The organism is Draconibacterium halophilum, from assembly GCF_010448835.1.
Taxonomy (GTDB): Bacteria; Bacteroidota; Bacteroidia; order Bacteroidales; family Prolixibacteraceae; genus Draconibacterium; species Draconibacterium halophilum.
Map to the genome: position 1 here is coordinate 4,478,370 of NZ_CP048409.1, position 22,537 is coordinate 4,500,906.

A 22,537-nucleotide genomic window follows, 5' to 3' on the forward strand; every position below is an offset into this window, starting at 1 on the left:
ATCATCTAATAGGGAGAAGAAATCGATAAAAACCCAAATTATGAAAAACATTCAAACATTGATTTACACAATTGCCTTAGTTGGTTTGCTTAGCTGTAATAAAGACGAACTTGTTATTCAACAAGGAGAATGTATGCCTTTCTCCATTTCTGACACTTACGAATATCCAATTGTTCCTGGAACTGATGAATGGGCAGACTTAAAATCGTTAACAGAAAAAGTACAGGCTTGCCAAATACCGAATAAAAAATTAAAATTCATTTCGACTGAAGGGTTATTGGAAACTTTATTGACTTATCCGTTGATCCTTGATTATGGTGCATTTAATATGAAACAGGACGGATTTGAGAGAATTAAATCTGAAAACAATGGCTTTGCCGAACTTTATGGAAGAACAGATTTCGTTAATGCTATTACAGAAAGATATAAACTAATGTCTTTAAATTGCGACAAAAATTATTATCCTCCATTTATTAGCGGAATAGAAACTCCTATCCAAATTTCGTTTCAAACAATTGAGTTCTTTATGCTTCAGGACGAGTTGTTGAATAAAACTAATTCAAATCAAAGAATTCAGATTCTTGAAATAGTATTAGAAAAGCTTCAAGCAAAAAAAGAATACGGTATCTCGCAATATGAGAACTTAGTTTCATATGCGATATTGGGAAAAATTATGATTCAAGAAAATTATTCTCCATTTGTAGAAATCAACGATGAAAATGAATTAGTGTCTGGATTAGAAAGAATTCCGATTGGATTCAATTCCGAAATGTTAGATTTAATTGAAGACAATGCAAAAGAATTAAAAGCCAGCAGCTAATAAAATGTACATGCAATGCGGGTTTCAGCGGTTTTTTGTGCCACAGTTCTTCGTTGCAACAACACCAATTCGTCTTTGACGATTCGCGTAAAAAAGAAAATATGAATAGTCGATTTAGCTTAGTGGTAACTTGAAAGGAAAGTGCTTCGAAAACCCGCACTACCTTAGACGTCTTAATAATGAAAGAGAAACCTACATACGAAGATTTAGAAAAACAATTAGAAGAATTAAAACAGAATTGTGAAGAATAATTCAATCAACTTATCAAAAATTCATTTGATATTTTAGTGCTTTTGGATTCCAATGGCAATCAGCATTATGTAAGCGAATCTTGCGAGAAAATCCTGGGCTATAAGCCCGAAGAATTGATTAATATTCCAGTCATTGAAAAGATGCTTCACCCGGAGGATCAGGAACTGGTAATTAGAGGATTCACAGAAATTGTAACTGGCGTATCAAATGGCGGCACCCAATACCGCCACCGGCATAAAAATGGCGGATGGATTTATCTGGAAGCCTTTGGCACCAATCAACTGGAAAACCCTTTAATAAAATCGGTGGTTATAAATGTTCGTGATATAACCGAACGTAAAAAAATTGAAAAAGAATTAATCGAAAGTAAAACCCGCCTTAGCGAGGCCAATGCCACTAAAGACCGTTTTTTCTCCATTATTGGGCACGATTTAAAAAGTCCTTTTAATAGTATTATTGGATTTAGCGATATTCTTTTAGAACAAATTCAAAATAAAGACTACGAAAGAATTGATAATTATGCCCGAATAATTTATGATTCATCGAACCGGGCAATGAATTTACTTACAAATTTACTGGAATGGTCTCGTACACAAACCGGCAGACTGGAATTTAATCCGGAATTCTTTGAATTAAAAAGTGCAATTAAGGAAATTGTGGAGTTATACACGGATTCCGCAAAACAAAAACGGATAGCCATATCTATTATGCTCCCTCATGATATTCAGGCTTTTGCCGATAAATCGATTGTAAAAACCATTTTATGAAACCTGATATCAAACGCTATAAAATTCAGTAATACGGGAGGCGAAATTAGTATTGGCGCTGAGCAAAAAAAGGATGAATTGATTGTATATGTTTCTGATAACGGTATTGGAATAAAAGCGGAAAATATTAATAAACTGTTTAGAATTGATCATAGCGAATCAACATTAGGAACTGAAAAGGAAAAAGGAACCGGTTTAGGCTTGCTGCTTTGCAAGGAATTAATTGAAATGCATGGTGGTAAAATTTGGGTTGAAAGCAAAAAGGACACCGGCAGTAGTTTCAAATTTTCATTACCTGTTCAATAAGAGAGTAAATTTTAGAAATAGTAGTGTCCGGTAAATATTTTATGCTCCCTTCGCCATTTGGTAAAAAAGAAAACCAGGATTAAAAGCTAAATAATTATTCTCTGCCCGCTCCTTCCCCTTGTAACTGAGTAATACAACCCCAATCACATTAACAATTCATTTAATACTTACAGGTACTCTATTCGAACTAAATTTCATATATTGTAGCAGGGGATAACTTAAAAACAGCGCCATGGAAGAGTTTCACATTAATATCCTGAATATTTCGGCAGTGTTACTTGCAGCATATCTTGGGGGAGTTGCGATTCGAAAGATTGGTTACCCGGCCATTCTCGGTGAGTTACTGATTGGAATTGTATTAGGACCGGCCGTATTGGGATGGCTCGAATATTCCGAAGCAGTTAAAGTGCTGGCCGAAATCGGAATTATCCTGCTGATGGTTTACATTGGGATGGAGATTGATTTTCGCGACCTGAAAAAGGCTTCGTGGGCGGGTTTACTGGCAGCTATCGGTGGGTTTTTCGTTCCCTTTGTACTGGGGTATTTTGCCATTGTTTGGTCGGGCGGAACACCCATTGCCGGACTGTTTGTCGCTATTGCCATTGGGGTAACTTCTCTGGCTACCAAAAGCCGTATTCTTATCGATTTAAAATTGCTGAACACCCGCATCGCCTATGTGTTAATGGCTGGTGCCCTAATCTCCGATACGCTGGCACTGGTTATCTTTTCGGGCATAACCAACTTTGCCGAAACCAATGTTGTTAAGATTAGCGAACTGCTGCTAATTGGAGGTAAAATCCTTGTATTTTTTGGTCTCACCATTTCAATAGGTGTATTCTTTTTGCCCCGTCTCGGGAAGTACATCACACGTTCGGGGATGAAGAACAGCACAGCCTATTTTACGCTTATTCTAATTGTAACTTTTGGTTATTGCGAGCTGGCAGAATTAGCCGGGATGCACAGCATACTGGGAGCTTTTATGGCTGGCTTGTTCATAAAAGACAACCTGTTCCCCAAAACAATCTCGAAAGAACTGAACAAAGCCTTTTATGATGTTTCTATCGGATTTATGGCACCCATTTTCTTCGTAACGGCCGGGTTCTTCGTTGATGTCACCGTTTTTCAAACCGATTTGGGTTTGCTTATACTGGTCACCTTTCTGGCAATAGTGGGTAAAATTGTGGGGACTGCCTTATTTTATTTACCATCAAGAAATGGTTGGCGCGAAGGAATAACTATTGGAACGGGGATGAACGGCCGTGGAGCTGTGGAAATTATTATTGCCGAAATTGGCCTTGAAATGGGGATCATCGATAAAACCATCTTTTCGATTTTGGTGTTTATGGCCATATTTACAACCCTCACCGTACCGGTATTTTTAAACTGGACTACCAAATGGCTGCGTAAACGTGGTGAGTTGGTTTATATGGACGAGCGCCGGGGAATTGTATTCCTCGGAGTGAATCCGTTAAGCCTTATTCTGGCCAAATATTTCAAAGAGCAGGAGCCAGTTACCCTTATTGATAATAACCGCGAACTGGCGGCAAAAGCCAATAAAGCCGGATTTAAAAGCATTTATGGGAATGCGCTTATTGAAGAGACTTGGGAAGAAACACGAGCCGATAGTCTGGCAGCATTTGTAGCGCTTACCACTAACAACCAGGTTAATCTGAGAGCTGCCCAAACAGCAAAAAGTAAGTTTCTTGTCCCTGAGGTTGTGGTGGCCATATCTGCAGCCGGACAAACTTCGAATGTAACGGAAGAATCGGATAAAAGAAACATTCTGTTTGCATCGGCGGTAAGTATGAATGTATGGTTTCAGAAAATACAGTTGGATAAAGCAGAAGAAAACACCATTCTGGTTACAGCCCCAATCTCGTGCAAACAATGGATCCATAAATATAAAATCGACACTACGGACACCTTACCAATTTTGATTCGGAGCGAAAAAGGCAGGATCAGGTTGTTTAGTTCGGCGAGCTCGTTGCAGACCAACGATCGTGTTGTGATTTTAAAAGCTGAAAAATAATTTACATACTCTTTGTTAAAAAAAAAGGAGCCCGAAAGCTCCTTTAGTATATTTCTGGAAGAGGACATACTGTAACAGATTTCTCCTCCTTTGTCGTCGAAATGACAGGTGATGTTGTTATTTCTTCTGTTTTAAATTCAGTTTCAGGTTTAACTCATCCAGCTGTGCTTCGGCAACAACCGATGGCGAATCGATCATTACATCGCGGCCCGCATTGTTTTTCGGGAACGCAATAACGTCACGAATCGTATCCAATCCGGCGAATAACGAAACCAGACGGTCGAAACCAAACGCAATTCCGGCATGTGGCGGCGCACCATATTTAAAGGCTTTCATCAGGAAGCCAAACTGCGCCTCGGCCTCTTCTTTGGTAAAGCCAAGCAGACTAAACATTTTCGACTGCAGCTCCGAATCGAAAATACGTACCGAACCACCGCCAATTTCAACACCGTTAATAACAAGGTCGTAGGCATTGGCACGTACTTTCCCGGGATCGGTATCCATTAGTTCAATATCCTCCGGTTTTGGAGAAGTGAACGGGTGGTGCATCGCGTAAAAACGTTTTGTTTCTTCGTCCCATTCCAACAGCGGGAAGTCGACAACCCACAAAGGTTTAAATACATTTTGGTCGCGTAACCCAAGTTGTTTACCCATTTCCAGGCGTAACTCGCCAAGTGCATCCAACATGTGGTTTTTATCGCCGCTCAATACCAGGATCAGGTCACCGGCTTTGGCACCTGTTTTTTCTGCCCAGGCTTTCAAGTCGTCTTGCGAGTAAAACTTATCTACCGACGATTTGAATGAACCGTCTTCGTTGCATTTCACATAAACCAAACCTTTGGCCCCAATTTGCGGGCGTTTCACCCAGTTCGTAAGACCGTCGAGTTGTTTACGTGTATATTCAGCACATCCTTTGGCACAGATGGCACCAATGTATTCAGCCGAGTCGAACACCACAAAATCGTTTCCTTTTACGGTTTCGGTAATATCGTTGATCAGCATTTCGAAACGGGTATCGGGTTTGTCCGATCCGTATTTCTCCATCGCTTCAGAATAAGGCATCCACGGGAATTCATCCACCTCAACGTTCAATGTTTCTTTGAACATGTGACGGGTTAATCCTTCAAACATTTCCAGCACATCTTTTTGCTCCACAAACGACATTTCGCAGTCGATTTGTGTAAACTCCGGCTGCCGGTCGGCACGCAGGTCTTCGTCGCGGAAACATTTTACAATCTGGTAATAGCGGTCGAAACCGGCAATCATCAACAGCTGCTTAAAGGTTTGCGGCGATTGTGGCAGTGCATAAAACTGGCCTTCGTTCATTCGCGATGGCACAATAAAATCACGAGCTCCTTCGGGAGTCGATTTAATTAATACCGGCGTTTCTGTTTCAATAAAATCTTGGGCGTTCAGGTAATTACGAACGGCATGAGCCATTTTCGAACGTAACACCAGGTTTTCACGTACTACATCGCGGCGCAAATCGAGGTAACGGTATTTCATCCGCAAATCGTCGCCACCATCGGTATCATCCTGAATGGTAAACGGCGGAAGTTCTGCCGGGCTTAACACTTTTATCTCCGACAAAGCGATTTCCACTTCACCGGTTGGTATATTTTTGTTTTTGCTCTGACGCTCGCGAACTGTTCCTATTGCCTGGATCACAAATTCGCGTCCCAACTCCTCAAGTGCGTCGGCAACAGTTTTATCGGTATTCTCGTCAACCACCAGCTGTGTAATGCCATAACGGTCGCGTAAGTCTACAAAAGTCATGGCTCCCAGGTCGCGGACGCGTTGCACCCAACCGGCCAGAGTTACTTCATTTCCTGCATTCTCTATCCGAAGTTCGCCACAAGTATGTGTTCTGTACATGATATCTATCTTTTATTTAGATTGCGAAAATAACGATATTTTAGCAATTAAACCGGAAACTTTTGGCAGCTTTTCAGGATTTATAAAGTTCAAACAAGTCATATGTCAAACCGTGATCTTCTCAAGTCATGCTGAACTTGTTTCAGCATCTTTTTATTTCAACCAGATTCCGAAATAAATTCAGAATGACGACTCGGAATAATTATCATAGAACATTCAATAATTTTTAGGATTTTTGTATTCTAAATTAAAGTACAAAAATCCTAAAAATTCTATCTTCATCGCGAATTTGGCACCCCCGCCCTAAAGGACGGGGTTAAATAAAAAATTATGATTGAACCATTTAACGACGAATATTTTATGAAGAAAGCCATTGCAGAAGCTGTTCAGGCTTTTGACGAAGGCGAAATTCCGGTTGGAGCCGTAGTGGTATCAAAAGGAAAGATAATTGCACGCGCCCACAACCTTACCGAAACATTGAACGATGTAACCGCGCATGCCGAAATGCAGGCCATTACGGCTGCAGCAAATTTACTAGGCGGCAAATACCTGAACGACTGCACCCTGTATGTTACACTCGAATCCTGCGTAATGTGTGCCGGAGCATTAGGCTGGTCGCAAATTAGCAAGGTGGTTTATGGCGCATCAGATGAAAAACGTGGCTTTAAAAAGTATTCCGATAAAGCACTTCACCCTAAAACAGAAGTTGTAGGCGGTGTTTTCAAAACGGAATGTGCGGAGTTATTGCAAGAGTTTTTTCAGAAGAAGCGGAAATAAGAAACAACCAGCAACAGCTCCATATTCCCAATTCTGATAAGACTAATAAAAATGAAATGCATCGCGTTCTTATCACAATATTTTTACTAAGTTTGACTTTTTAATATTTTTAAAAACAATTTGAAAAATATTGTAATATTTTACTAAACCGAATAAACAAAATGGCTGAATTTAAAAGACTTATTTCACTCGATGCCTTCCGCGGATTTACCATTGCCGCAATGATCATGGTAAACAATCCGGCAACCTGGGCACATATTTATCCGCCACTTGAACACGCAAGCTGGAATGGATTAACACCGACGGATTTAATCTTTCCGTTTTTCATATTTATTGTTGGTGTATCTATTGCACTGGCCTACACCAAACGGCTGAATGCCGGCGTTGCAAAAGGTCCGATGTACAAGAAAATCATTTTTCGCTCGGTAAAAATATTTGCCGTTGGTATTTTGCTGTGGTTGTTCCCCAATTTTAATTTCGAAGAAATTCGGATTGCCGGCGTACTACAACGAATTGCCATCGTATTTTTTGTCTGTGCTTTTTTGTTTCTGAACTCAAAATGGAAAACGCAAGCCATTGTTGCCGGGGCTTTGCTGGTTATTTACTGGCTTATTATGCAATTTATTCCCACTCCCGGTTATGGAAAAGTAATGCTTGAACCCGGCGCCAACATTGCCGCATGGGTTGACAGTAAATTTCTGCCCGGTTATTTGTGGCAGAAAACCTGGGACCCTGAAGGACTATTGAGTACACTTCCGGCTATTGCAACGGGAATAACAGGGATGTTGGCAGGCCATTTAATACTGAGCAAAATGCCCGCCGAACGAAAAGTCATTTATCTTTTCTCCTTCTCGTTTTTTGCTTTTGTTATAGGTTTCTTCTGGAATTACATTTTCCCTATTAATAAAAGCATCTGGACCAGTTCGTTTGTAATGGTAACATCGGGTTTGGCAGGAATGGTTTTGGCAATAAGCATCTTTTTTGTTGACGTACTCGGCCGTACCCGCTTTACTAAACCCGGAATTATTTTTGGATCGAATGCTATTGCTGTTTACGTATTGGCCGATGTTTGGCGTTTACCATTTTATACCTTGAAAGTTGGAGGAAGCAGTTTAAATAACCACTGGATGAACCTGTTTGAAAATGCCGGGTGGAGCATGGAACTGGGCAGCTTTTTATATGCAGCCCTGTTTATTGGCTTTAATTTTATTCCCGCCTGGATCCTTTATAAGAAAAAGATATTTATAAAATTATAGGAAAATTGTGTGGGGCAGAAATTGTGTCACACCGAGCGGAGTCGAAGTGTGGAGTAAACAGTTTTCGACTTCGCTCAGACTGACATCCCGGCTAATAACCGGGATTTTTTATTTCTCTATTTTAAATCCGATCTTTTCCAGGTCATCCCAAAAGCCAGGATACGATTTGGTAACTACCATCGGATCATCAATTTGCATATTAAACCCAGCCAAAGCCATTGGAGCAAATGCCAATGCCATCCGGTGATCGTGATACGTTCTAATTATTGGATTTTCTTCCCGTTGCTCCTGATCAATCTTGCCTTCCCAGGCCAGTTCTCCATGTTCCGGTTCGGTAATACTAACGCCAAACTTTGCCAACTCGTTTTGTAGCGCAGCAATCCGGTCGGTTTCTTTTATCTTTAGTGTTTTTAAACCTGAAAAGTGGAATGGAATATTTTTAGCAACACATAAACATGCCATGGTTTGCGCCACATCAGGATTCTCAATAAAATCAAAAATCAGTTTTTCCGGCTGTCGGTTTTTACTTTTTGCTAACACAACACCCTCTGCTTTTTGTGTAGAAGTCACGCCAAACTGCTCAAACCATGTTGCAATATTAGCATCGCCCTGCAGACTATCAAGAAGCAAATTTTCCAACAAAACTTCGCCGTCACCCACCAGCGCCATCATCTGATACCAGTACGAGGCTCCCGACCAATCGGCCTCGCAAATAAGATCACGGGCAAAATATTTTTGTTCCGGCACAAAAACCTCATTATCGTCCCAACGGTATTTGATGCCAAATTTGGCCATCAGCTCCAGCGTAAGTTTTATGTACGACCGTGATGTGATATTACCTAACAATTTTAAAGTCAATCCATTTTCAACGGTTGGCGCAATCAATAAAAGAGCCGAAATATATTGGCTTGAAACGCTTCCATCCAGTTCAATAGTCTGTCCTTTAAGGTGCGAACCAAAAATTTTCAACGGCGGACATCCTTCATTTCCCAGGTATTCGATTTTGGCGCCTAACTGACTGAGTGCATCCACCAAAATAGAAATTGGGCGTTGCTGCATACGTTCTGAGCCGGTAATTTCCCACTCGCCCACTATTTTTGCCAGAAAAGCCGTTAGAAATCGCATGGCAGTTCCGGCATGCCCGATGTTAAATTTATTGCTGTTCGAAAAAAGTGCCGCCTCCAATACTTTTGTATCATCACTGGCCGACAAGTTTTTTATTGGGTACGGGCTATAACTCAACGCATTTATAATCAATGCCCGGTTACTTATACTTTTTGAGGCCGGAAGATTAATTGCCCCGTTAATTTCTTTTATTTCGGTAGCTATCTGGTAAATCATGTTTGAATTTGTAATGAGATTAAAACAGCCTGCGAGTTACAGACTTTTGTAATAGTTAAGCGCTTCCAAAATCAAATCTTTGCTGCAATTTTGATTGATAGCAATTTCTCCAACTTTTGGCAACAATGTAAAATTGATCCGCCCCGAATCATTCTTTTTATCGTGTGTCATCAACTGATATAATTGCTCAAAATCATTGTCGGCAATCTCAAATTTTCCGTAAATATCGAGCATCCATTTTGTCCATTTATCACAGTCCTGCTGCGGAAGACCACACATTTTAACCGATAGAAACAATTCTGCAATCATAGCATAAGCCACGGCATAACCGTGCAGAACCGGCCGGTTTCGTGACATCGCCAGACTTTCGAATGCATGTCCAACGGTGTGCCCAAAATTCAGTGCTTTACGAATGTTATTTTCGGTAAGATCGTTGGCTACAAAGTACTCTTTCACATTCACTGAATGCCGAATAACTTCCTGCAACAGGTCGTAATCAATAGTGTCGAAATTAAAATCTTTTAGTTCAGCCAAATGATCCGGGCTGTGAATCAATCCATGTTTAATCATTTCGGCAAAACCCGAGATAAAATTGTTGCGATCAATGGTTTTCAGAAAATCGGTATTGATAACAACGGCAACGGGTTCTTTAAACACCCCGATTTCGTTTTTTAGCCCATTAAAATTAAAGCCGGTTTTTCCACCAACCGAGGCGTCAACCTGTGATAATAACGTTGTTGGAACATTCAGAAAATCGATTCCACGTTTAAAAGTGCTGGCTGCAAAACCTGCTAGGTCGGTTAGCATTCCGCCTCCAATATTAATAAGTAACGACTTGCGATCACCTTCATTTTCAGACAAAAACTGCCAAATGGTTTCTACCGAAGTGATTTTTTTGTTGTTCTCTCCCGCAGGTACAACCACCTTTTTAATACCATTGCTCGTCAGAAAACTATCAATTTTAGCTACCCAAAGTTGATCAACAGTTTCTTCGGTAGCCAGAAAGACCTTTCCTTTTGGATATTTATCGATGTAAGCCTGAAGTTCTTGTTGCAGTTTCCGGCTATAAATTATTTTAGAGTAAATCTTTGAATTTCCCATATGTAGCTGCTAAATTGCGATAAAGTTACAATAAAAATGGCATTGCCTTTTTTTTAGTTTGTTCTCGCCAATAGTTTTTGATATTTAATAACGAAAGATGACAATAAGCAACACTGAAAAAGTTTCGAAGATCAAAAAAATATTCTACCTGGTTTCCATTGTTATCGCACTGGGAATTCTGGCTTTATTTTTACTCGATCATGTCTTGTATGCACTTGCCGGATTAGGCGTTTTCTCGTGTTGGTATCTCTATTTTCATGTGGCCGATTATCAATACATAGAGTTTTCGGACGATAACAATAAAATTGTTCTTAAATATTATAAGGTAGTTAGTCTGGGCGGAAAATCGTATAATTCCATTGAATTTCCAAAATACCGTTTAAGAAAAATCTATTTTGAGAATTCATTTTTTGGAAAATTATCCGATCTCACGCTCATCATCAAAACCAATAGAGGAACAGCCGAATATCCATCAGTAAGCTTAGCCGGATTAAATTTCGAAGACCGTAAACGAATTCAGGAATCACTCAATTCAATCCTAAAAACATAATTCAGATCTCCCTGCACTTATGAATGAAGATCTTAAATACAAAATTGCATTATCGATGCTTCCCAACATTGGCGGAATTCTTGCCCGCAATTTGGTTGCCTATATTGGCAGTGCCGAGGGTGTTTTTTCGCAATCGGCAAAAGCATTAACAAAAGTTCCAGGAATAGGCGAACTTTATGCCCGTCAGATAAAGAAAAGCAATGTTATACCAAAGGCTGAAAAGGAGTTGGAGTACATTGATAAAAACGGAATTGGTGTTCATTTTTATACCGATTCAACTTATCCCCGAAGATTAAAAAGCTGTGTAGATGCGCCTCTTATAATTTACACAAGGGGGAAGATGAATCTCGACACCGAGCGTGTGATCAGCATTGTTGGGACGCGTAACGCCACGGAATATGGAAAATCAATCGTTAATGATCTTTGCCGCGAATTTGCAGAAAGGAAATACAACATTCTCGTTGTTAGCGGCCTGGCATACGGCATTGATGTGCAAGCTCACCGAAGTGCACTGAAATACAAGCTGCCCACCGTTGGAGTTGTTGCTCATGGAATGGACATGCTTTACCCGGCAATTCATAAACAAACGGCAACAAAAATGCTGGAATGCGGCGGAATTATTACTGATTTTCCAAGTAACTCAAAGATCGATCCAACCAATTTTATTAAACGAAATCGTATTATCGCAGGATTGGCCGATGCTACAATTGTAGTTGAGTCGGCAGCAAAGGGAGGCTCATTAATTACAGCCGATATTGCCTCGTCATATAACCGCGATGTGTTTGCTTTTCCCGGACGTTCGGGTGATACCTATTCAAAAGGTTGTAATCAACTGATTAGAAACCACGGCGCCACGCTAATTGAGAATATTGAAGATCTTGAATATTTTATGGGTTGGGAAGTAAGCGATAAAGTTGAAGCCATTCAGTCGAGTTTGTTTATTGATTTAAACCCGCAGGAACAAAAAGTAATTGATCTTTTAAAAGAAAAAGGGGAACTGTTTATCGATCAGATTTCAGGCGAAATAAAACTTCCTGTAAGTCGTGTTTCGGCCATGATGCTAAACCTTGAGTTTAAGAACCTTTTGATTGCCCTACCGGGGAAAATGTACAAATTGAGATAAGTCGGCTTTATTTTCTAATTTTGCAGCCAAACAGACAATTCTGTAGTTTAAATTTTATGGAATGAAACGAGCATGTAAAAATTATTGCATACCGGATAAACATAGTACACGAGTTCCATCGAATACCATTGAAAATTAACAATTCGAATAAGATGAAAAAGACTTTTGAAGATTTAAAAGTTGCAAAATCAATATTAAAATCGCTTGACGATATTGGGTTTACTACACCAACGCCCATACAAGAGAAAGCAATTCCGAAGATTAATTCAGGAGTTAATATTGTAGGAGTAGCGCAAACCGGTACCGGCAAAACTGCTGCCTATCTGCTTCCCCTGCTTACGCGATTAAGAAAGCCGGAAGGAACAGATCCACGAGTTGTAGTGATTGTTCCCACACGCGAATTGGCCATTCAGGTCGGTGAAGATATTGCTGAATTAATAAGTTACTCTGAATTACGCCATGCTGCAGTATTTGGCGGTATTGGCTGGACAAAACATGCTGCCCTGCTCGAACCGGGCATCGATATTCTTGTTGCTACACCCGGCCGCATGTGGGATTTATACCAGGCAGGAGCTTTACGCTTAAAGAAAGTGAAATACCTGGTTATCGACGAAGCCGACCGCATGCTGGACTTGGGATTTATGCCACAAATCCAACAGCTACAAGAGATCCTGCCGTCACGCAGACAAAACCTTTTATTTTCGGCTACATTTTCGGAAAAAATAGAAACGCTTGCCGAGGATTTTCTCGACCATTATGACAAACTTGAAATAGCACCCTCGGCAACTCCGGTTGGTCTGGTAACACAAATTTGTTATAAGGTTCCGAATTACAGAACAAAGCTCAATCTGATCAAATACCTGCTTGAAGATGCAGAAAACTTTAGCCGCGTAGTTATTTTTGTAAAAACAAAAGAACATGCCGAGGGAGTGTACAAAGTTGTTCAGCGAAAAGCAGAGGGAGAAAAGCGTATTCTCCATTCTAACAAATCACAAAACTCGCGTATAAATTCTATACAGGCATTTAAAAAGGGTGAGGTTCGGATACTCATTACTACCGATGTTTCGGCACGGGGGATGGATGTGAGCCAGGTGAGCCACGTTATAAATTTCGATCTGCCGAATGATTACGACGATTATATTCACCGAATTGGCCGAACTGCGCGTGCTGGGAATAAGGGTGATGCCATTACATTAATCGACCCGGCCGCTGAATGGCACTGGAAACATATTGAAAGTTTAATGCGCAAAGAGATTAAGCTTCTTGATTTGCCAAAAGAGGTTGAAGTGGCCGAATCGGAATCTAAAGAAGAACAGGATATGTTGCGCGAAATCGATCGGCAGCGCAAAATCGAAGATCCGTCTTTCCAGGGAGCTTTTCATCAGAAAAAAAGAAAAGGGTCTTCCAAACGTTCTTTTGAAGATAAGTTTTCGCGCACTAAAGAGCGTCAAAAAAGAAAGAAAAGAAGATAATATTGAGCACCAATGTAGATGTTTACACAAAAATAGGGTAACAAAAAAGGGAAGCAAATGCCTCCCTTTTTTGTATATAAGTCTATGAATTATCTTTCAGCTCTCTTTCTTGCTGAGTAGTTAATGTTTAATGCAGCCGATTTACGCAATTCCTGCTTTACATCGCCAACAATACTCATTCTCGTATTCTCATCAATTTTCAACGAAGTTACCATAAAAGGTTGTTCAGCCTCATCTCGGGCTTCACGTTCCGCTATAACAAAGTCTTGTACTTCATCAACTGTTGCGAATTGGTCGTTCAACTGAATACGTGGAGCCTTACCAAACGTTTTCTGAAACGCAGGAAGAGGTTCTCCAATGTAAATGTAACTTACTAAAGATTTTTTTTCCAGTTTACTTAATTCAGTAGCTTGTGGAATATTCATTTTCACCTTTAGTGTTACCTCACGCATAGTTGTACTAACCATAAAGAAGAACAGAAGCATGAACACAATATCAGGCAACGAAGCCGTTGAAATAGGAGGTAATTCCTTACCATCATCTTTTCTAAACTTGCTCATAATCTATTCTTTTAAATTTTACCTTTTGGTTCAGCTTCAGAAATTTTCTGAGGATAAATCTTTCGGATGGCGTCTTGTTTGTCACCATCAAGATCTTCATAAGCTTTACCAAACTCTTGTTTAGCCAACTCGTCTCTTAATTCATTAATGGCAGCAACCAGTTCGTTTTGAACAGCGAGATAGGTCCCATATTGAGTATCTAAATCGTTTCGTAATGAAATCACCCCTTTTGTTACCATAACTTGTCCAAAGTATGGTATCTCCATGGGTTCTTTCTCAGGCAAATTTTCAGCATTATATGGGTTCGCCATAAATTCTTTTGCCCTTTCACGCAGATTCTCAATTTGTTCGTAGTCACCTTCCACTAACAGGTCGTTATTCTTATTAACAAGCACAACAAAAATATTCCTTTCATTGATTTCGTTATTCTGATCCTTTAATTCGTCAGGATCGACCCATTGCGGAAGTTTTCTTCGAAGACCGCTGTCAACGTCCATCGTGGTTGTTACCAGGAAGAAGATCAGCAACATAAATGCAATATCTGCTAAAGATGCTGCTGGTATTTCAGGTATTTTTTTAGCCATAACTTTTTCCTGTTTTTATTACCACGATTAAACTATCTAAACAAACGCATTACTGATGATGATGCAACCGACAATACTGCCAATCCCAAAAGGATATACGTTGCATACAAACCAGTGTCTGTTAATTTTGCTACTCTCTCATTTAAGGTTCCGTCTGCCAAAAATTTGTCCACACCAATAAATTGTGGAATTTCTGGTGAAGCCATTAAATAGGCTATTAAACCAACGACACCTAAAAATACTAGGGAAATGATTCCGTTCTTTGCAGCTTTTTTATCGGTGAACATGTGAAACAATCCGGAAAGAATTGCGACACCGGCACCAATAGCTACAAGTATGTAAGCCCATATAAGGTTGGTATTTACCCAACTTAACATTGCAGGATCAGTATCTACTTCATTGTTAACATTTACAATTAACGAAACAAGAAGAATAACTGAAACAATGATAAGAGCCCACAGAATTATAGTAACTATTTTTCCTGTCTTACCCATTTCTTATACTCCTATTTTTTCATGTTATGTTTTACCAACAAGTCTAACAACGAGATAGATGCATCTTCCATGTTGTTAATAATGCTATCGATTTTAGCTACACAGTAGTTGTAGAAAATCTGAAGAATAATAGCAACAATAAGACCTGTTACAGTTGTAATCAAAGCTACTTTAATACCACCAGCTACAAGAGACGGGCTAATGTCACCTGCTACCTGGATAGCATCGAAAGCGCCAATCATACCGATTACTGTACCCATGAAACCAAGCATCGGAGCCAAAGCGATGAAAAGTGCGATCCAGCTTAATCCTTTTTCTAAAAGACCAGCCTGAACACCACCGTAAGAAATAACTGTTTTTTCAACTACGTCGATACCGTGATCGAAACGATCAAGACCTTGGTAGAAAATACCTGCAACAGGTCCGCGAGTATTACGACATACTTCTTTTGCAGCCTCAACACCACCACTCTCTAATGCTTCTTCAACTTCAGCCAATAGTTTTTTAGTGTTACTGGTTGCAAGGTTAAGGTAAAGAACTCTTTCAATTGCAAAGGCAAGACCTAAAATAAGGGCTACCAATACGAAAGTCATGAAAGTAGGATTACCTTCAATAAATTTTTGTTTTAACTGACTGTGAAGTGACTGACCTTCTTCTGCAGTTGCAGCAGCTTCTTCTTCCGCTATTGCAGCAGATGTTTCCTCTACTTGTTCAGTAGCAGTTTCAGTGGCAGCTGCTTCTTCCTCCTGAGCAAGCGCTACATTAGATGCCATAAAAAACAGCATCCCAAATACGGCTATTAACGCGAATAGTCTTTTCATAATTGATTTGAATTTTTAATTAATAATCTCTTTGAATTTGTTTTTGTATTGATTTTTAAAATAATTAATCCTCTTTCCCACAAAAAACATGCCCTGATTAAAGACTTGCTTCTTCTTAAAAGAACGTCTCATTTTTGCGGAGAGAGAGGGATTCGAACCCTCGGTACCCTTTCGGGGTACACACGCTTTCCAGGCGTGCCAGTTAAGCCACTCCTGCACCTCTCCAAAATATTCCAGCGCGGCCTCCCAAAAATGAGGGCTGCAAATTAATAAAAAATTGTGAAATAAAAACTTTGCTATTCACTAATTTCCCCGCGCAGACTTTTATTGAGGTACATTTTAATTTCGTCCGGTTTTAGGCCTTGCCCAAGCAAAAACATCAACTTTGTAACGGCTGCTTCAGTAGTCATATCTTTAGCCGAAACCACCCCGGCATTCAATAACTCAACACTTGTTTGATATTGCCCCATGACAACCTTACCCCCCTGGCATTGCGTTACATTCAGTACCACAATACCACGTTTTATAGTTCGTTTAATTGCATTAATCAACCATCGGGAAGTAGGGACATTTCCCGACCCAAATGTCTCAAATACAACTCCTTTCAATCCGGGGGTATTCAATACTGAATTAAATACATTCTGATTAATTCCCGGAAATATTTTAAGAATAACGACATTATCATCAAAGTCGGTGTTTACTTTTAATATTCCTTTATTCTCCGGGTAATAAATAAATTCGATACGATATTTTATGTCGATACCAGCAACAGCCAATGCCGGATAATTCACTGAACGAAACGCGCTGAACAATTCGGCATCACGTTTTAAAGTGCGGTTCCCGCGGTATAATTTAAAATCAAAATAAATACACACTTCGGGAACCAGACTTTCCCCGGACACTTTACCCGCCGCAATTTCAACCGCTGTGATCAGGTTTTCTTTTCCATCTGTACGTATCACTCCGATTGGCAATTGCGATCCGGTTAAAACAATTGGTTTATCGAGGTTTTCGAACATATAACTTAGTGCCGATGCGGTGTAAGCCATAGTATCGGTTCCGTGCAAAACAACAAAACCATCGTAGGCATTATAATAACGTTCAATGGTTTTGGCAATTTTTATCCACGACATGGGATTCATATTAGAAGAATCGAGGGCCGGATTAAAAGTGATGGTTTTAATAATAAAATCAAATTTTTTCAACTCAGGAACCACCTCCTGAATTTTATCGAACTTCACCGGTTTTAAGGCACCATTTTTGGCATCTTGAACCATACCAATGGTACCTCCGGTATATATAATTAATATGGAAGTTTTTTTGGCAGTTTTTTTGGTCATTGCAGTTTTTAATTAGGGCTGCAAGTTATCAAATTCCGAATAAATTACGGGCATTGGTGGTGGTAATTTCGGCAATGCGAGTGAGTGGTAAGCGGTATACGTCAGCAACTTTCTGTGCTACATGAATAAGATAGGAACTTTCGTTACGTTTTCCTCTTTTCGGAACTGGCGCCAGGTATGGAGAATCGGTTTCAAGAACGATATGATGGGGATCGATATCTTTAATCACTTCATCAAGATCGCTGTTTTTAAATGTAACAACCCCTCCAATTCCAAGCAAAAAACCGAGTTCTGTTATTTTATGTGCTTCCTCTATTGTTCCACTAAAACAGTGAAAAACACCTCGTAAGGTTCCGTCTTGTTCTTCTTTTACAATTTCATAGGTCTGGTTGAAGGAATTGCGCACGTGTATTACAACCGGTAAGTTTAAATTTTTTGCCAAACGCAACTGATAACGAAATGCATCCTTTTGTTCTTTTTCAAATTTACTTTCCCAATACAAATCGATACCAATTTCGCCAATACCGTAGAATTTTCGTCGCTGTAACCAATAATCAATCGCCTCCAACTCTTCCTGGTAATCATCTTCTACCGAAGTAGGATGCAAGCCAATAAGCGGAAAACATAAATTCGGATAAGCACCTGCCAGATCAAGCATGTGCTTTATGGAGCCCGAATCAATGTTTGGCAATATGATCTTTTTAATTCCGCTCTCATCAGCACGTTTCAAAGCTTCGTCTCGATCTTGAATGAAATCTTCTGAATATATATGAGAATGTGTATCTATTAACATCTAGGTCTAACTTTTACCTTCGCCATTTATTACCAGTCTTTCAAATTTTCCTTTTAAAATAGGCATAAAGAAGTATGCCAAATCAAAACATTTAAATCTTAATTGCCGACAAAAGTATAAAAGTGTTTGTTCCTTACCTTCTTTTTAACTTTATCTAAAAATTAAATTTTAGTGTTATCTGTCTGCTACATAATACAACTGTGGGAAAAGTAAAAAATCCGTCCGGTAACCGAACGGATTTTCTCCTATTTTAATCTTGCGTGTTTCTTAATTATCCTAAACTACTCCTTGTGCCAACATAGCTTCGGCAACTTTTACAAAGCCTCCAACGTTGGCTCCTTTCACATAATCGACTTTATTGCCTTTGGTTCCATAACCTACACAAGTTTCGTGAATCGCTTTCATTATACCTTTTAAACGTTCGTCCACTTCTTCGCGTGGCCAATTAATTCGCATACTGTTTTGCGACATTTCAAGTCCTGAAACAGCAACACCTCCAGCGTTAACAGCTTTCCCCGGAGCATAATCCATTGCTACAGTCAAAAAGTCTACGGCTTCGGCTGTACATCCCATATTAGATGCTTCTGCTAACAGTTTACAACCATTCTTAGCCAATTCTTTTGCATCGTCCAACCCAACTTCATTTTCGGTGGCACATGGCATTGCCAGATCAACCGGTACTTCCCAGGGGCGCTTATCCGGAACAAATACGGCATCAAACTCTTCGGCATACGGCGAAACAATGTCATTATTGGTAGAGCGCAACTCAAGCAGGTATTCAACTTTCTCACTACTTATTCCATTCTTGTCGTAGATGTAGCCATCCGGTCCGGAAATGGTTACTACTTTTCCGCCAAGCTCATTAATTTTTGAGATAGCCCCCCAGGCAACGTTTCCAAAACCTGACACTGATATTGTTTGACCTTCTATATCTTTTCCAATTCGATGCAACATGTGCTGGGCAAAATATACCGCACCAAAACCAGTTGCTTCCGGGCGAATTAAACTTCCTCCCCAAGACAAACCCTTTCCGGTTAGCACACCTGTAAATTCATTTTTTAATCGTTTATATTGACCGAACAAGTAGCCAATCTCTCGTCCGCCAACGCCAATATCGCCGGCAGGAACATCGGTATTTGGCCCGATATGACGATACAACTCTGTCATAAAACTTTGACAAAACCGCATGATCTCACCATCGCTTTTACCTTTGGGACTAAAGTCTGATCCTCCTTTTCCTCCCCCCATTGGCAGTGTTGTAAGGCTATTTTTAAAAGTTTGTTCAAATCCGAGAAACTTTAAAATACTTAAAGTTACGCTGGCATGAAACCGCAATCCTCCTTTATAAGGCCCCAGTGCCGAATTAAATTCAACCCGGTATCCACGGTTTATTTGCACTTCGCCCCGATCATTAACCCAAGGCACCCGGAACATGATTACGCGCTCGGGCTCAACCATTCGCGCCAGAATGTTCGCGCGTTGGTAACGTGGATTCTTTTCATAAAAATCCCAAACCGAACCGATTACTTCTTCCACTGCCTGGTGAAATTCATTTTCCCCCGGAGTTCTGTGCTCCAAATTCGCGATGAATTCATTTATATCTGTTTTCATACGATTAAAATTGTTTAATTATGAAGCATCGTATGCAACTCGCACTGTAACTATAAATATTAATGTGACGAATCTACATGCTCGTTTCATAAGGTTAAAAATTAGATGACATCCAAAGTATGGCTGCCTAATTAAAAATCATATTCTTTTATGAACTTTTGCAATCAATAAATTATTGTTTGGCAAAGGTAGAGAAGTAAAAAAATAAATAACAAGCTTTTCTAAAGATTTGCACACACTTATTAAACGCTGACTACCAACCTCTTACAGCCCAGTAAAAAGATGTTAAAAAACACTCTGTGACGGAAGTCAGTATTCCAGACAGCATTCACTGAATAACCTCAAAAACAGGCAATTGTAAGTATTTATACACTCAAAGTATAAATTCTTAATTGTTGTATTTCAGAAACTTAATAGCTTGTTATTTAATAGTTGATTTTTCTATCAAAGTATTAAAAAGCATAGTTCGGTTTCAACCAAAACTTAAAATCTTTGGTTTGGCGGCAATTCTTTTATAAAACAGGAGTGCAGATTTTGAGCCAAAAAAAAGCCCTTCTCAAAAAGAGAAGAGCTTTCTATATCATTTATTCTGAGCTGATTTTTACATCATGCCGCCCATGCCGCCCATTCCTGGACCACCACCCATTGGAGGCATAGCAGGAGCATCTTCTTTTTCTTCAACAATTACTGTTTCAGTAGTTAAGAACATACCGGCAATTGAAGCAGCGTTTTCAAGTGCAACACGAGTTACTTTTGCAGGGTCGATAACACCAACTTCGTAAAGCTTCTGGTATTCATCAGTACGGGCATTGTAACCGTAATCGCCTTCGCCGTCTTTCACATTCTGAACAACTACAGCACCTTCTTTGCCAGCGTTAGCTACAATCTGACGCAGTGGCTCTTCAATGGCACGTTTAACGATTTCAACACCTGTTGTTTCGTCGTCGTTGTCGCCTTTTACATTTTCCAATGCAGCAATTGCACGAACGAAAGCAACACCACCACCAGGAACAATTCCTTCTTCAACAGCAGCACGAGTTGCGTGCAACGCATCGTCAACGCGATCTTTTTTCTCTTTCATTTCCACTTCTGAAGCTGCACCAACATAGATAACAGCAACACCACCGGCTAACTTAGCCAAACGCTCTTGCAGTTTTTCTTTGTCGTAATCAGAAGTTGTAGTTCCCATCTGAGTTTTGATCTGGTTAACACGGGCAGCAATAGCTTTTTTTGCACCGGCACCGTTAACAACAGTTGTATTTTCCTTATCAACAGTAATTTTTTCGCACTGACCCAACATATCAATTGTAGCCTGCTCCAGTTTCATACCTTTTTCTTCGGTAATAACTGTACCACCTGTCAGGATGGCAATGTCTTCCAACATTTCTTTTCTGCGATCGCCAAAACCAGGAGCTTTAACAGCACATACTTTCAACGAACCGCGCAAACGGTTAACAACCAAAGTTGCCAATGCTTCGCCATCAACATCTTCTGAAATGATCATCAACGGACGACCACTCTGAGCTGTTGCTTCCAATACCGGAAGAAGGTCTTTCATTGTACTAATCTTCTTGTCGTAGATCAAAATATATGGATTCTCCAATTCTGCAACCATTTTTTCAGCGTCGGTTACAAAATATGGAGAAAGGTAACCACGGTCGAATTGCATACCTTCAACAACGTCAACGTAAGTATCAGTTCCTTTTGATTCTTCGATTGTGATAACACCTTCTTTGTGTACTTTTTTCATCGCCTCGGCGATTAATGATCCGATAACACTATCGTTGTTTGCTGAAACTTTTGCAACCGATTCGATTTTTGCATAATCATCGCCAATAGTTTGAGCCTGGTCAGCAATACTTTCCACAACAGCCTTTACAGCTTTGTCGATACCGCGTTTCAGATCCATTGGGTTAGCACCTGCAGTTACGTTTTTCAAACCAACGTTAATGATCGATTGTGCCAAAACAGTTGCCGTAGTAGTACCATCACCAGCGTCGTCGCCGGTTTTCGAAGCTACTTCTTTAACCATTTGCGCACCCATATTTTCATATGCATCACTCAAATCAATTTCTTTTGCAACTGTTACACCGTCTTTAGTAATTTGTGGTGCACCAAATTTTTTCTCGATTACCACATTACGACCTTTTGGTCCTAAAGTAACTTTTACAGCGTTAGCCAATTGGTCTACACCGCTCTTAAGCAAATCGCGTGCTTCAATATCGAATTTAATTTCTTTAGCCATCTTTATGATTTTTACTTTTTGAAATTAGTTAATGTATAAAACGTCAGACTGCGACATCAACAAATAGTCTACTCCATCAATGTTCAACTCGGTACCTGAATACCTACCGTAAAAAACAATGTCACCAGCTTTTAATTCCATTGGCTCATCTTTTTTATCAGCACCTACTAATACAACAGTACCAACCTGTGGTTTTTCCTTTGCTGAATCAGGGATTATGATTCCACTCACTGTTTTTTCTTCTGCTTCCTGAGCTTGAACCAGGATCTTTCCAGCAAGAATTTTACCTTTTAAATCTGCCATTTTGTTTTCGTTTTTTATGATTAAATATTTTTTTCGTTTTAACGCACTTTCAGTATCATATTTTATGCCAATTAATAAATTGTAACGTAGTATTAAAAAACAAAGACAAAATTACAT

Annotated in this window: 21 protein-coding genes and 1 tRNA gene; 9 read left to right on the forward strand and 13 right to left on the reverse strand. The window is 39.8% G+C overall.

What is annotated here, in order from left to right; translation table 11 throughout:
• Window positions 1-40: 40 nt before the first annotated feature.
• From G0Q07_RS18250 to G0Q07_RS18265, 4 genes are all read left to right on the forward strand, one after another.
• Window positions 41-820, forward strand: a complete 780-nt coding sequence (locus G0Q07_RS18250; protein ID WP_163348506.1) for a hypothetical protein — start codon at window positions 41-43, stop codon at window positions 818-820.
• A 263-nt stretch (window positions 821-1,083) separates the two neighbouring features.
• Window positions 1,084-1,839 (forward strand): sensor histidine kinase, encoded by a 756-nt coding sequence (locus G0Q07_RS18255; protein WP_262888026.1) that lies wholly within the window; start codon window positions 1,084-1,086, stop codon window positions 1,837-1,839.
• Between the two features lie 6 nt (window positions 1,840-1,845).
• Complete coding sequence (locus G0Q07_RS18260; RefSeq protein WP_262888027.1) at window positions 1,846-2,145, forward strand: sensor histidine kinase; 300 nt, start codon at window positions 1,846-1,848, stop codon at window positions 2,143-2,145.
• 232 nt (window positions 2,146-2,377) lie between these two features.
• Window positions 2,378-4,174: a cation:proton antiporter gene (locus G0Q07_RS18265; RefSeq protein ID WP_163348508.1), complete on the forward strand. Its 1,797-nt coding sequence runs from the start codon at window positions 2,378-2,380 to the stop codon at window positions 4,172-4,174.
• Window positions 4,175-4,291: 117 nt separating this feature from the next.
• Here the strand turns inward: G0Q07_RS18265 and aspS are convergent, their stop codons facing one another.
• Window positions 4,292-6,049 (reverse strand): aspartate--tRNA ligase, encoded by a 1,758-nt coding sequence (gene aspS, locus G0Q07_RS18270; RefSeq protein ID WP_163348509.1) that lies wholly within the window; start codon window positions 6,047-6,049, stop codon window positions 4,292-4,294.
• Window positions 6,050-6,379: 330 nt separating this feature from the next.
• On the opposite strand from aspS, the gene G0Q07_RS18275 reads away from it, so the two are divergent.
• Together G0Q07_RS18275 and G0Q07_RS18280 are read left to right on the forward strand one after the other, a co-directional pair.
• Entirely contained in the window at window positions 6,380-6,826 is a 447-nt protein-coding gene (locus G0Q07_RS18275) for a nucleoside deaminase (RefSeq protein ID WP_163348510.1), read from the forward strand.
• A 161-nt stretch (window positions 6,827-6,987) separates the two neighbouring features.
• Window positions 6,988-8,082 (forward strand): acyltransferase family protein, encoded by a 1,095-nt coding sequence (locus G0Q07_RS18280; RefSeq protein WP_163348511.1) that lies wholly within the window; start codon window positions 6,988-6,990, stop codon window positions 8,080-8,082.
• A gap of 108 nt (window positions 8,083-8,190) precedes the next feature.
• Here G0Q07_RS18280 and G0Q07_RS18285 read toward each other — a convergent pair whose 3' ends face one another.
• Window positions 8,191-9,423, reverse strand: a complete 1,233-nt coding sequence (locus tag G0Q07_RS18285; RefSeq protein ID WP_163348512.1) for a 3-phosphoshikimate 1-carboxyvinyltransferase — start codon at window positions 9,421-9,423, stop codon at window positions 8,191-8,193.
• Between the two features lie 36 nt (window positions 9,424-9,459).
• Window positions 9,460-10,524 (reverse strand): 3-dehydroquinate synthase, encoded by a 1,065-nt coding sequence (gene aroB / locus G0Q07_RS18290; protein ID WP_163348513.1) that lies wholly within the window; start codon window positions 10,522-10,524, stop codon window positions 9,460-9,462.
• Window positions 10,525-10,621: 97 nt separating this feature from the next.
• On the opposite strand from aroB, the gene G0Q07_RS18295 reads away from it, so the two are divergent.
• The 3 genes from G0Q07_RS18295 to G0Q07_RS18305 all read left to right on the forward strand — a co-directional run bounded on the left by G0Q07_RS18295 (window position 10,622) and on the right by G0Q07_RS18305 (window position 13,669).
• Complete coding sequence (locus G0Q07_RS18295; protein WP_163348514.1) at window positions 10,622-11,074, forward strand: hypothetical protein; 453 nt, start codon at window positions 10,622-10,624, stop codon at window positions 11,072-11,074.
• 19 nt (window positions 11,075-11,093) lie between these two features.
• Window positions 11,094-12,197, forward strand: a complete 1,104-nt coding sequence (gene dprA, locus G0Q07_RS18300; protein WP_163348515.1) for a DNA-processing protein DprA — start codon at window positions 11,094-11,096, stop codon at window positions 12,195-12,197.
• Window positions 12,198-12,349: 152 nt separating this feature from the next.
• On the forward strand, window positions 12,350-13,669 hold the full coding sequence (locus G0Q07_RS18305; RefSeq protein WP_163348516.1) for a DEAD/DEAH box helicase: 1,320 nt from the start codon (window positions 12,350-12,352) through the stop codon (window positions 13,667-13,669).
• 89 nt (window positions 13,670-13,758) lie between these two features.
• On the opposite strand, the gene G0Q07_RS18310 is transcribed toward G0Q07_RS18305, so the two are convergent.
• From G0Q07_RS18310 to G0Q07_RS18355, 10 genes are all read right to left on the reverse strand, one after another.
• The gene (locus tag G0Q07_RS18310) at window positions 13,759-14,229 is read right to left on the reverse strand and encodes an ExbD/TolR family protein (RefSeq protein WP_163348517.1); all 471 of its coding nucleotides are present in this window, start codon (window positions 14,227-14,229) and stop codon (window positions 13,759-13,761) included.
• 11 nt (window positions 14,230-14,240) lie between these two features.
• A complete protein-coding gene (locus G0Q07_RS18315) occupies window positions 14,241-14,813 on the reverse strand; it encodes an ExbD/TolR family protein (RefSeq protein WP_163348518.1) in 573 nt (190 codons plus the stop codon).
• Between the two features lie 32 nt (window positions 14,814-14,845).
• Window positions 14,846-15,307, reverse strand: a complete 462-nt coding sequence (locus G0Q07_RS18320; protein ID WP_163348519.1) for a hypothetical protein — start codon at window positions 15,305-15,307, stop codon at window positions 14,846-14,848.
• Window positions 15,308-15,318: 11 nt separating this feature from the next.
• On the reverse strand, window positions 15,319-16,128 hold the full coding sequence (locus G0Q07_RS18325) for a MotA/TolQ/ExbB proton channel family protein (protein ID WP_163348520.1): 810 nt from the start codon (window positions 16,126-16,128) through the stop codon (window positions 15,319-15,321).
• Window positions 16,129-16,265: 137 nt separating this feature from the next.
• Window positions 16,266-16,353, reverse strand: a tRNA-Ser gene (locus G0Q07_RS18330).
• 71 nt (window positions 16,354-16,424) lie between these two features.
• Window positions 16,425-17,468, reverse strand: a complete 1,044-nt coding sequence (locus G0Q07_RS18335) for an asparaginase (RefSeq protein ID WP_163348521.1) — start codon at window positions 17,466-17,468, stop codon at window positions 16,425-16,427.
• 28 nt (window positions 17,469-17,496) lie between these two features.
• A complete protein-coding gene (locus G0Q07_RS18340; RefSeq protein ID WP_163348522.1) occupies window positions 17,497-18,261 on the reverse strand; it encodes a TatD family hydrolase in 765 nt (254 codons plus the stop codon).
• Window positions 18,262-18,537: 276 nt separating this feature from the next.
• Complete coding sequence (gene gdhA / locus G0Q07_RS18345) at window positions 18,538-19,872, reverse strand: NADP-specific glutamate dehydrogenase (protein ID WP_163348523.1); 1,335 nt, start codon at window positions 19,870-19,872, stop codon at window positions 18,538-18,540.
• A gap of 601 nt (window positions 19,873-20,473) precedes the next feature.
• Entirely contained in the window at window positions 20,474-22,117 is a 1,644-nt protein-coding gene (gene groL / locus G0Q07_RS18350) for a chaperonin GroEL (protein ID WP_163348524.1), read from the reverse strand.
• A gap of 24 nt (window positions 22,118-22,141) precedes the next feature.
• Window positions 22,142-22,420, reverse strand: a complete 279-nt coding sequence (locus G0Q07_RS18355; RefSeq protein WP_163348525.1) for a co-chaperone GroES — start codon at window positions 22,418-22,420, stop codon at window positions 22,142-22,144.
• Window positions 22,421-22,537: the final 117 nt, after the last annotated feature.